Here is a 12,493-nt window from a genome sequence, read left to right as displayed (position 1 = left end):
ATGTAATATTGAGTATTAGTTTAGGACAGTCTCACACTGCCAGAGAGGAGACTGAAAATGAAGTATATATATTTAAAAAGAATAATTGCAAGTTGTATTATTTCTTCAACTCTACTTGTAATGGCTCCTTTGGGAGCTTCTGCAGCATGGATCGGAAGTTATAATGAAGGTTGGTATTATACAGAAGGTTATACTTATGCTACAGGATGGAGATATATAAATGGAACATGGTATTTCTTTGATGATACAGGACTTATGAAAACTGGATGGATTAGCAGCAATGGTTTATGGTATTATGCAGATTTAAGCGGGGCTATGCAAAAAGGAGTAATACAAATAGAGGGTAAAATTTATTTGTTTACAGATAGTGGGGCAATGGAGACAGGCTCAGCTATGATAAATACAAAGTTATATAATTTTAATGAAAAAGGAGTTTGCACATCAGGGGAAGCTCCAATGCCTAGTAGGGCATTTGATTACTATGGTGTTGATGTACGACCATATGTGCCAAGTCAAATTGTAAATAGTTCGGATACAAAAATGAATAATGATCTTCCATCGGATGATGCAAATACAGTTAAGACATATAAAATTCAATTCAAGGATGACGATGGAACGTCTCTTAAAACAAAGAATGTTGAAGAAGATAAAAAGGTAACATTGTATGAACCAACAAAGAGTGGATATGATTTTGTAGAATGGAACACTAAGAAGAATGGCGATGGCACAAGTTATCAATATGATGATCAGATAACAGTCAAAAAAGATCTTACATTATATGCACAATGGAATGAGTCTACCAATACTGATACAAATAATACAAGCAGTGATCAAAACATTCCAGTAACAAGCATAAAGGTTGTGTCTGTAGGTAGTAAAACAACAATTACATTAAATAGTACATTACAAATGACAAGGACTGTATTGCCAAGCAATGCCACTACTCAAAATGTAACATGGTCAGTTGAAGATGGAACTGGGTCAGCAACAATAAGCTCAACAGGAAGATTGACTCCAAGCAAATTAGGTACAGTTATTGTAAAAGCAACTGCAACTGATGGTTCAAATGTATATGGTGAAATTCAAATAACAATAGTAGATTAAGTATAGATGAACAACTTCTACCGAAGAAATACCTACAGCCAAATTATAAATGCAACACTCCGAAAAAGAATATAGCTTCTTTCTAGTGTTGAATATATTTCAAAGTTTAAATATTGTTCATAGTTTGTTTATCTACAAAATAAACAAATTTTAAGTTTAATTTACAATCAGAGTAAATAAACATATTTACTAAATTTAAGTGTATAACTATACTAGAAATCAAATACATTTTTGTGAAACAGGTATTTGAAAATAAGTTGTGAAGTTTGTTAATTAGAGATTGCTCCATTTTTGCTTGTCCTCAATTCATTGAGGAGGATGCAGGAATGGAGCAATCTCTAATTTAGAAACTTCCAGCGAATTTTCATAGTCATGTGGAACAAAAATGCATTTGATTTCAGTTAGTTATATCATAAGTTTAAATTCAAAATTTACTTGTTAATTGCTGAGCCGTCAGAAACTATTGTATAGCCATCAATTACAGTATTTTTTGCCATAGCTCCTGATTCTTTTAGATAATACCATTTTCCAGAAGTATCTTTTAACCAGCCAGTTTTCATTGCTCCTGTTGAATCGAAGTAATACCATTCATTATTTATAAATGTCCATCCTACAGCTATAGTACCATCAGCTTTTTTATACTGCCAATTACCATTTGTTTTTATATAATTTCCTTGTGCATTTTCTAAATTGGTATTTGCATTATTATTATTATTATTATTATTATAGGTTTCTGAGTTATCTTGTCCTCTTGTTACAACTAAAAAATATTCTCTTCGTTTATGATTAAAAGAATCTACAATTCTAATTTTTATAATATTTTTACCTTCATCTAAAGATATTAGTCGCTTATCTTTATCATTACCACTAGTCTTTATGTGTTTATCATTAATAAGTAAATTATAAACTTGTTCTTCTGGAATGGCTTTAACTGTAATACACGAGATGCTTTTATCAATATTTATGTTGGAAATAGGATTTGTTTTATCAAAAGTAAAATCAATTTTATTATCATTATTATCAAATAAAATTAAATTATCTAAATAAATATCATCATAGTCTTTTAAGGTTATAGTATCATCTTCTGATTCATTATCAAGATCATTATCCGTACTGTTACTAGATTCTCTTTCTACGATAAGTTCGTACTCTGAATCATAATCATTATCCGAAGCGTTTTTAGAATTATAGAGTCTTATATAAATTGATTTACTTTCTCCTTCTGGGATGGTTATTTCACCATAAATATCATTTAATTTTTCATTTCCTGAAAATGCTCTTATATCCACTGCGTTAGTTTCGAGTGTATTTAGTTTGAAGCTAGCTTTATCAGAAGAAATTTTTGAATAAATAATTGATGGAATTTTGTCGCCGTTTTTTATTTTATAATCTTTATTATAAGTTATGCTATCATAAATTGGTATTATAGAATAACCAGATGATATGGATAAAGCATTTATTTCATACTCAGAATATGCATAAGCACTTTGTTCTAATATATTTATAGTTGATGGTGTGAATATAGAAAAGGCAGTAAAGATAATTGTAAATGAAATTAACTTTTTTATATTTTTGTTCATAATAAAGATCCTCCAATCATTAACTATATATACTATATTTTACCATGAAGTAATATAGTATATGATAAAAATAAGCTTGATTTATAGATAAATTAAATTAGAATCTTAAAACAATACTGGATTGAGTATTTTTAATGTAGTATTATATATTTATACGGTTGATTTGGAAAATATTGTTCATAAAGGTGGAGTAAAAATGAAGATACTAAATATTGCTCATAGAGGATATAGTGGAAAGTTTGATGAAAATACTATGATTGCCTTTAGAAAAGCGATTGAGTATAAAGCAGATGGCATAGAGACAGATGTTCAGCTATCGAAAGATGGAATTCCAGTTATAATTCATGATGAAACTCTAGATAGAACAACTGACGGACATGGTTTTGTTAAAGATTATACATTAAAAGAATTAAAAGAGTTTAGAACAAAGAGTGTACCAAGGGTTCAAGCTTTAAAAGGTGAAGCAATTGAGGGATTACAACTTATAAAAGAAATTAATAGTTCTAAACTGGGAGAATACACTTTAGATGAAGTTGAATATTTTAAAAATAATAATGGTGAAGAAATACCAACTTTGAGGGATTTGTTAGAACTTTTTTCAGCTTCTGATTTGAAAATATTAAATCTAGAACTTAAAAATAGTATATCTGAATATGATGAACTTGAAGAAAAGGTTATAAGTATGATTGATGAATATAACTTAAGGGATAGAGTTATAATTTCAACATTTAATCATATGAGCTTAGTTAAGATAAGAGAGCTTGAAAAGCAAGAGATTGAATATATGGCTAATCAAGTAGAAACTTTAAAAGATAGCAATAGTGCTAATTATAAAAACACAAATACTAAATTAAAGAATGATAAAACTAAGCCTAAAAGTAAAATAATTTTAGGTGCATTAACAGATTCGACGTTGGCTAACGTACCTAAATATTTAAATGATATTGATGTTGAATGTTATCATCCATGTTTTTATAGTATTTTAAATAAATCATATATGAAAGAAATAAAGAATGCAGGAATTAAAGTTAATCCTTATACAGTTAATGAGATTGAGTATATGAAGATGGTTATAGAAGCTGGTGCTGATAGTATAATTACAAATGAAGTTGAAAAATTAAATGATGTAATTAAGTCATTTCCCAATATAGATAAACAACTTGGGATTTAGACTTATGTGATAATTCACCGAAAGGAAGTTAATTCTTTTGCTCGATTGCTATAGAAATCCATATCAATATTCTAAATGCAATGCTCCGCAAAAGAATTAACTTCCTTTCTAATTTTGAATATATTTCAAAGTTTAAATCTAGTTCGTAGTTTGCTTATCTGGGAGGATGTGATTAAAATAGTCCTGTGGAACAAAAATGTATTTGATTTCGGTAAGTTACCACATAACTTTAATATATCTTTTTCTTAAAAAATGTGTAGTTAGGCACAATCAAATAAATAACACGTCCATTTGCTAGTCTATTTTCCATCGTGCTGCGTCGGCAAATTGACCTAATAGCCGCTATGAGGTTAATTTGTCTCTTTGCCTGATGTAAAATATTCATGACAACTTTGTACTTGTTATTTATTTTCATGTGCCTTAATTGTGATTATGGTTTAATTTAAAAGTTCATTTGCAATTGAGTTAATAGTTTCTGTTAATGTTTTTAAATTTGTAGATAGCTCTGATAATTGAGAATTTATGGAGTTAAAGTTAGTGGAATTAATTTTATCATTTTCATCAATAGTATTATTTTTAGAATTAATTGCATTGGTTAAGGTATCAATGTTACTTTTCAACATGTTTATATTTTCAGTTAAAGGAGATATAGCATTTTTTAATTCTGATATATCATTACTTACAGGGGATATATAGGAATCGAAATTGTTAGTATTGTCTTTTTTAAAATCTATTAAGTTATTATCAATAGAATCCATTTTATTATCTATGCTATTTAATTTATCAGAAAAAATTTTTGTTATATCATTAAATGAATCATTATAAGAATCTAATTTCAAATTTTGAGTGTCCAACTTTTCGGAAAGAGACTCAGGAATGTTATTATTAACTTTATCTTTTATACAATCTAAAATTGAGCTCTGATTTTCTAAATTATTTGAAAAAGAGCCTAAAATAGTTTTAATATTAGTAAATTCTTCATCACTGTTTACTTTATCTTTAATATAAGTTAAAGAAGATTCTTGGTCAGTTAAGGTATTTACAATTTTATTAAGCAAATCTTCAGCAATACTATAAGCTTCATTATTATTAACTTTATTTTTTATGGAATCTAAAATTGAGCTTTGACTTTCTAAATTATTTGAAAGAGAATCTAGAGTATTTTGAATTTTAATACAACTTTCATTATTGCTTACTTCATCTTTAATAGAAGTTAAAATAGGGATTTGATCATTAAATTTAGTATTAATATAATCGATTAAATCTTGATTTAAGGTAATGTGCTTTTGTGATAAATCATTAATAAATTTAGGGTTATTAATTTCATCTTCAATAGAAGTTAAAATAGAAGTTTGATCATTGAACTTGCTAGTAAGATATTGGAGTAAGTTTTGAGTTAGGGAGATGTGTTTTTTATATAAATCATCAACAATCGTATAGTTGCTAATTTTATTTTCGATAGAAGTTAATAGTGATGCTTGATCACTAAATTTGTTTGTAATATCATCGATTAAATTTTGATTTAGTGTATTATTGTCCTCAGATAAATTATTAATTAGATCATTTTTTATATAAGATAATATATTCGATTGATTTTCGTCTAAAGTAGAAATTTTCTCGTTAAGATTATCAGAAATAGAAGTTAACATATTTTGAGTAGCAACAGAATCTTGGTTATCCTTAATGAGAGCTAGAGTAGAATCTTGTTCATTCAATGTACTTACAATTTTATTAAGCAAATCTTCAGTAACAACAAAAGATTTATTATTATTAACTTTATCTTTAATAAAATCTAGAATTAAATTTTGATTATTTAAATTATTAGTATGAGAGTCAAGAGCTTTTTTAATGGTAATAAAATTGTCTGCATCATTTATTGTACTTCTAATAGAAGCTAAAACAGAAGTTTGCTTATTAAATTCGTTAGTAATATAGTTAATTAAGCTTTGATTTAAGGCAATATTTTTTTTCAATAGAATATTAATAAGCTCATTTTTTATAGAAGGTAAAATATCTGATTGATTTTCATCTAAAACAGAACTTTTATCATTAATATTTTTAGTAACATTTTCAGATGTATTTTCATAAGTATCATTTTCGATAGCTTCAATATTTTCTGTTATCTCAGAAGCTTCAGAAAATTCTATATTATCTTCAGCATAGGTCACTATATTTAAATAAGGTGGGGTATAAGACATGGATGAAGCTAATTTAAATATAGCATTTGAGTTTTTATTTGGAGGAGTCAAAATTATATTGTAATTCATATTAAATTTCACTAAGGATTTTATTATAGAAGTTACATCAACTTTTAAATAAGATCCTACATAAGTATTAGGCATACTTAGGATTACTGGTTTTGTAAAATTATTGTTTGGAAAATTAGTCCAGTTAGCATTAGGTATATCAATATTTTCGGAATTGCCCAAAAGTATTAAATTTTCAGGACCGTTATGAATATATTTAATATCTTCAAGAAATAAAAATAAATATGCTTCTTTAATAGAATCAGATTTTAAATCAGGTATATGGAAGTTTAGTATAGATCTATATAAGTTAAAACTTGATAATTTATTAGTAAAACCACCAACTAGTAATGAATTATTTTTAGAAAAGTTTGTATTTGAATGAAATTTGCAAACATAAGTTGCATCGTTACAATTAATTTTTATTGAATTTTCCAATAGTATTACTCCTTAAAATTAAAATTTTAGGCATATGAAAAAAATAGCAAATTAAATTTTAATTGTGCCTTATACTAACATGATATTCTTTATATACCTTATTACTAAAACATACTATGAAATATGTTTTTATTAAGTTCATTTATTAAATGAAGTTTTGTGGATTCAATACAAATTTTGTTAAAGTAGGAACCTAAATATGGGAAAATATTTTATCTAATTTTTCAATGTCACCATTTTTATGTTTTGACATACGATGTAATATAAGTATTAAATAAATTATGTTTGTAATAGTCTTATAAGGAGGAGAATTTATGTCAATAAATTTTAAAAAGTTTTCACCACGTCCAGGAATTGTAAATAAGCAAGGACGTTTGCCAGATCCTTCTGAATTAGTATGCGTTGAAGTACCTAAGGTGTTTGATCAATGCTTAATAAAAAGATGTCTTGTATATGGTGAAGGGCCTGACACAAATACAACTGATTGTGAGTTAAGAAGCAATCCATTAAAAGATCCGAAGAGATATATTGGTAGTAGGGATTTTAATGTAAAGTTGATTTCAGTAGAGGAAATTCCAAACAATGGAAATCCTGATTTCAAAAAAATAATTCTTTCGTACATGATTTCTTTCTATGCAGATTATATTGATGCTGATGGGATAACTAAAAGTGAATTATATGAAATAAACAGAACAGATACAATTGGGAAATTTTATTGTCCTGATTCAATTGCTCAAATTTCTGCTAGTTGCATACATGGTAACCATGATAAAGATTTGGATTGTAATATATTAAAACTTGAAATGGTAGCTGATGCTCTAGCTGGTGAATTGTTGACAGATGAAGGAGGAAACGATGTTTTAGATATTACTTTAGGTTACTATATAATTGTAAAATGTGAGCTTGTGGTTCAACTTCTTATTCCAACTTATGATTATTGCCCAGTTCCAGGTGAACCATGTGCTGAAGAAGAGCCTGAGGATGTATGTGTACAATTTGAAAATGCTCCAGTACCTAAATTCTATCCAGATCAAAATTTAAGGCCATTATTCTCAGAATCCGATGATGATTATGAAGATGATGATTATAAAGATAATAATTAGGATTGGATGTGTATAATAAATTCTAATTAACTAGGCTTTGTAAAAGTATAAATTTTATATTTATGCGTTTCGCTAGTTTTAAAAAATATGTTCCTTATATTTTTCATAGAAGTGATTATTATTACATTATACTCATTAGTAATTAGGCACATTCAAAAGAATAACAGGCCTATTTGCTGGACTATTTTCCATCATGCTACATCAGCAAATTGACCTAATAGACCCACTATGAGGGCAATTTACCTCTTTGCCTGATGAAAAGTATCCATCGCAACTTTGGACCTGTTATTTATTTTCATATGCTTTAATACAATAGAAACTGTGAAAAGTTCTTTGTATTATAAAATTTTTCAAAACCATAAGAATTGAACTCTAGCATTTCAATCATTGTTCTTATTATAAAGTTTTTATTTTGATTGGGCACAATTAAGAAAATTGCTTTAATATTTTCTTTCATGTGTCTTAACTATAATTTGAATTATTGAATTTTGCTAGAGTTTTTTTATAAATTAACTAGCATAACGCGTAAATTTGAGAGGGTGTTTCATATGATTTACTTAGATAATGCAGCAACATCATTTCCAAAACCATCAGAAGTTTATGAAGAAGTACTAAAATGTATGAAAAACTATGCTGCTAATCCCGGAAGAGGTTCTTATGAAATAGCTGTAAAGGCAGCTTCGAAAATTATGGAAACAAGAGAGGAGATATGCAATTTATTTAATATTGCAAGTCTTTTTAATTTGATTTTTACAAGTAATGCGACAGAAGCTTTGAATATAGGGATTAAAGGAATTTTAGAAAAAGGAGATCACGTTATTAGTACAGTGATTGAACATAATTCTGTTTTAAGACCATTGCATTCGCTAAGTGAAAAAGGCGTTGACGTCACTTTAATAAGTTCAGATAAAGCTGGATATGTTAGTATTAAGGATATTAAGGATGAGATTAAGAAAAATACAAAAATGATTATTATAAGTCATATATCTAATGTGCTAGGAAGCATTCAAGATATTAAAAATATAGGAAACCTTTCAAAATCAAATGGGATTATATTTATGGTTGATGCATCGCAAAGTGCTGGGATTATTCCAATTGATGTAGAAAGGGAGCATATTGACTTGTTGGCGTTTTCAGGACATAAAGGATTGCTAGGACCACAAGGGACAGGATGTTTATTTATACGAGAAGGTATAAAATTAAAGAATTTTAAGGAAGGCGGAACAGGGAGTAACTCTCATTTTATGATCCAACCAGATTTTTTGCCAGACAAATTTGAAAGTGGAACTCTGAATACACCAGGGATTGCAGGTCTTGGAGAAGGTGTTAAATTTATTAAAAGAATTGGAATAGACAGCATACAAAAATATGAAGAAGAATTAACATCATACTTATTAGAAGAAATAAAAAGACTCTCTTATATAAAAATATACGGAAGTTATTCTGGAAATAAAAGAGGACCAGTAGTTTCATTTAATATAGAAGGAGTAGATGCTTCTATTGTTGGTGAAGAATTAGATAAAGAAGGAATAGCAGTACGAACAGGATATCATTGTGCAGCATTAATACATGACGTGATTGGGACAGAATATGCTGGTACAGTAAGAGTGAGCCCAGGATATTTTAATACATTTGATGATATAGAAAAGTTAATAGTAGCAATAATGAGGATATATAAAGTAAGATAAATCACATTCAAATATTTTCACTGCCTAATATAAGGCACAATCGAAAAAATAATAGACCAGTATGCTTACCTATTTTGCGTCATACTGCGTCAGTAAGTTTTGCCAATAGGCTCGCTATTACCAAAACTTACTTCCCTTGTCTGGCACCAAATATGTATCGCATCTTTGGTATATTATTTTCTTTCATGTGCCTAAGAAGAATTCAGTACATATATAACGATATATGTAATAAACGTGCAATTAATTCGACTTTTACACTAGTTGCAACGTCATACATATATAACTATATATGTAATAAAAATTAGGATGTGAAAGTTATGAATTCTTATAAGAATACAGATTCTCCATATCAAATAGATAATCCTAGTGAGTCTGAAAGATATACGATGCTTGAATATATACTCAAGATACAGAATAGATCAGATGATTTAAATAATATAATTGATTTAATGAGTCCGCCAAAAGATATAACTAATATTTGTAAAGCTGGATGCGCAAAAAATATAAAAGTAGCTGTAATTGGTGCTGGAGAAGCTGGCTTAGCTGCTGCTTTTGAACTTAGAAAGATAGGCTGTAACATTGTTTTATTTGAAGCAAGTCAGCGAATAGGAGGCAGGGTATATACTCATTATTTTGATAGAAATAGAAAGTATTATGGCGAGTTAGGACCAATGAGTATACCAATATCTCATGAAACTACCTGGCATTATATAAATCTTTTTAAACTTGAGACAAGTCCTTTCGTGGATTATAATTATAATTCTTTATTTTATGTTAAAGATGAGCGTGCGGTTAATGATGCTAGTGGTATAAGTGCCAAAAATAATATATATCCTAAATTTAATTTAAGTAAAATTGAAGGTAAAAAATCATGGCGTGAACTTCATGAAAGAATATGTAAAAAATATTTAAGCTCTTTTTCAGCAGAACTAAGAAAGGAATTGATTCAAGTTAAACCTGAATATTCAAAGAATATAAAAGAAATAGATAAATTAAATTATAGAAATGCATATGAGAATGTAGATCTTAGTCAAGATTCCATATCAATGCTTGGATATTTAGATGGCAAAGAACAATTTTTTAGTTTAAGTCTTATAGAAATGCTTCAAAAGTACTATACAGCAGATTTTGAATATAACTATCGTATTACCGATGGAATGATTAATTTGCCTCAGTCATTATATGAAGCACTTTGTGATAAAAGCGAAGAGGGTTATAAAGATATTAATAAAGAACAATTAGGGAAAGTAGAAATAAAAATGGGTTTCCCTGTTAGTGGAATATATGATTCTTCTTCAAAAGATAAAGTTATTCTTAAATACATGGATTGTAGGGATAATAAAGAAACATCCGAAGAGTTTGACTATGTAATATGTGCAATACCATTTTCAAGTTTAAGGAGAATTCAAATAGAACCTCTTTTCACAAATAGAAAAATGCAGGCTATAAGTGAAATGAATTATGAAATAGCACACAAGATATACTTATATCTTAAAAATAGATTTTGGGAAATGGGAAATGCATCAACAAAGATAGTAGGAGGAAGTTCGCATACAGATCTTCCTCTAGTTTCAATTTACTATCCTTCAGATCATGCAAAAGCTGTAGCTAATAAATATGGCAAGTGGATATTAAAACATGGAGCAAGCTATAAAGAGGCTGGTGCATTATTAGCAGGTTATAGCTGGGGGCAGGATGCAGTAAGGCTTGGAAATGAGAATCCAGAATTGTTACTTGATGATGTTATGAGATATGTAGAAAGAGTTCATGGTTTATCTCTTCATTATCTTGATGATAAATTAATTGATTATAAGTCATTAATTTGGTCTGATGTACAATATATATGGACTGGAGGGGCATTATCAAAACCGGGAGATAAAACACTTTTCTCATATAATGTAACAGTTCCAGAGATGGAAGATAAAGTGTTTTTTGCAGGAGAGCATATATCACAAAAGCATGTATCTCAGCAAGGAGCTCTTCAAAGTGGTATGATTGCTGCAAATGAAATAGCAAAAAGGATAAATGATAATGCGGTAAATATAAAAAGAAGTTAATCATAATTGAATTTAATTTTATAGTTATTTTTTAACTATTTGGTTAGATTTCTTTCTAAAATATTAATTTTACAGTACAAATTGAAATTAAAATGATATGAGCGTCGTAAAATGATTAAATTTTAATCAGGAGCGATGCTCCTTTTGAGTTAAACAAAAAAAATTCTAATATTTAAGATATAACATTAATTATTTGAAAGCTTCTGAATCTTAAGCGTACTTAAACAGGATTAGTTATTTTGCTCCATAATTAGCAGATGAATTTTAATTTATGAAGATGATTCTGGAGTTCTTTCATTAAAAATAAGCCGCTACAAAACTAAATCTATTAGTCTTGTAGCGGCACCAGATACATTTTCAAATATAATGATTAATTATTAATTATTAGCAAATTCTTGCACAACCAACGGCTAATGCTGCTATATCAGTATTAGTAAATTCAATGAAGCTACCTGTAGCAGGACCAGGATTAGCCGATACTATATCAACAAAGTAGGTACAGTCTTTTGATGGTACGTTTTCTGAACAGAAAACAAAGGAAAATGGTGTAGTAATAGTTGAACCACCAACACCTGATAGATTTATAGTATAAGATCTTAATGTTTTACTAGTACCACCATTGCAGTTATTAGTACCACTATTGCAGCTTCTGCTTAGTCTAATTGTTACAGAACCAGCAGGTCCAGTTATATCAGCATTTATTAAAGTAGAAAATTCAATTTTTATATTTGGGAAACACAAACAAGTTGTGTCAATCTCTACTTCAGCTAATGAAATTGATGGAGTTGTTGTTGAAGGTGTAAAAACTGAAGTAATTCTAGGATTTGAAGCTTCACCGCATTGTAAAAGTGCTGGACATGGTAGAGGATGCAATTCCTCAGCACCAGCTGCACAGGCAGCAAATCTTGGTGGACAAGGATTTGGACAAATATTGCCAGTACCAGCAGTACCACCGCAATTTCCGTGTGATAATGAATTCATAATAAAATCCTCCTTTAAATTAAATAAATTTTATTTTTAAATTACTAATATTATAATTAGTGTATTTTGTTCCTCTACTATAATATATGAATCTCATTGTTATACGTGATGATAATACGTAAGAT

8 protein-coding genes are annotated in these 12,493 nt (G+C 28.4%); 5 read left to right on the top strand and 3 right to left on the bottom strand.

The window, feature by feature from the left end:
* Positions 1 to 57: 57 nt before the first annotated feature.
* Entirely contained in the window at positions 58 to 1,104 is a 1,047-nt protein-coding gene (locus CLSA_RS20140; RefSeq protein ID WP_022750083.1) for an InlB B-repeat-containing protein, read from the top strand.
* Positions 1,105 to 1,535: 431 nt separating this feature from the next.
* Here the strand turns inward: CLSA_RS20140 and CLSA_RS20135 are convergent, their stop codons facing one another.
* Positions 1,536 to 2,684 carry an N-acetylmuramoyl-L-alanine amidase family protein gene (locus CLSA_RS20135; RefSeq protein ID WP_022750081.1) on the bottom strand — a complete coding sequence of 383 codons (1,149 nt, stop codon included), beginning with the start codon at positions 2,682 to 2,684 and terminating at the stop codon, positions 1,536 to 1,538.
* Between the two features lie 196 nt (positions 2,685 to 2,880).
* On the opposite strand from CLSA_RS20135, the gene CLSA_RS22705 reads away from it, so the two are divergent.
* The gene (locus CLSA_RS22705) at positions 2,881 to 3,855 is read left to right on the top strand and encodes a glycerophosphodiester phosphodiesterase family protein (RefSeq protein WP_022750076.1); all 975 of its coding nucleotides are present in this window, start codon (positions 2,881 to 2,883) and stop codon (positions 3,853 to 3,855) included.
* 437 nt (positions 3,856 to 4,292) lie between these two features.
* Here the strand turns inward: CLSA_RS22705 and CLSA_RS20120 are convergent, their stop codons facing one another.
* On the bottom strand, positions 4,293 to 6,539 hold the full coding sequence (locus CLSA_RS20120) for a DNRLRE domain-containing protein (RefSeq protein WP_022750072.1): 2,247 nt from the start codon (positions 6,537 to 6,539) through the stop codon (positions 4,293 to 4,295).
* A gap of 314 nt (positions 6,540 to 6,853) precedes the next feature.
* Here CLSA_RS20120 and CLSA_RS20115 point away from each other — a divergent pair, with 314 nt between their 5' ends.
* The 3 genes from CLSA_RS20115 to CLSA_RS20105 all read left to right on the top strand — a co-directional run bounded on the left by CLSA_RS20115 (position 6,854) and on the right by CLSA_RS20105 (position 11,387).
* Positions 6,854 to 7,642, top strand: coding sequence for a hypothetical protein (locus CLSA_RS20115; protein WP_022750067.1), 789 nt, complete (start codon positions 6,854 to 6,856; stop codon positions 7,640 to 7,642).
* 548 nt (positions 7,643 to 8,190) lie between these two features.
* Entirely contained in the window at positions 8,191 to 9,330 is a 1,140-nt protein-coding gene (locus CLSA_RS20110) for an aminotransferase class V-fold PLP-dependent enzyme (RefSeq protein ID WP_022750065.1), read from the top strand.
* 317 nt (positions 9,331 to 9,647) lie between these two features.
* The gene (locus CLSA_RS20105) at positions 9,648 to 11,387 is read left to right on the top strand and encodes a flavin monoamine oxidase family protein (protein ID WP_022750060.1); all 1,740 of its coding nucleotides are present in this window, start codon (positions 9,648 to 9,650) and stop codon (positions 11,385 to 11,387) included.
* Between the two features lie 384 nt (positions 11,388 to 11,771).
* Here CLSA_RS20105 and CLSA_RS20100 read toward each other — a convergent pair whose 3' ends face one another.
* On the bottom strand, positions 11,772 to 12,368 hold the full coding sequence (locus CLSA_RS20100; protein WP_022750055.1) for a DUF4489 domain-containing protein: 597 nt from the start codon (positions 12,366 to 12,368) through the stop codon (positions 11,772 to 11,774).
* Between the last annotated feature and the right edge of the window lie 125 nt (positions 12,369 to 12,493).

Source organism: Clostridium saccharobutylicum DSM 13864 (assembly GCF_000473995.1).
Lineage (GTDB): Bacteria > Bacillota > Clostridia > Clostridiales > Clostridiaceae > Clostridium > Clostridium saccharobutylicum.
This window is presented reverse-complemented; position numbering and strand designations above follow the sequence as displayed.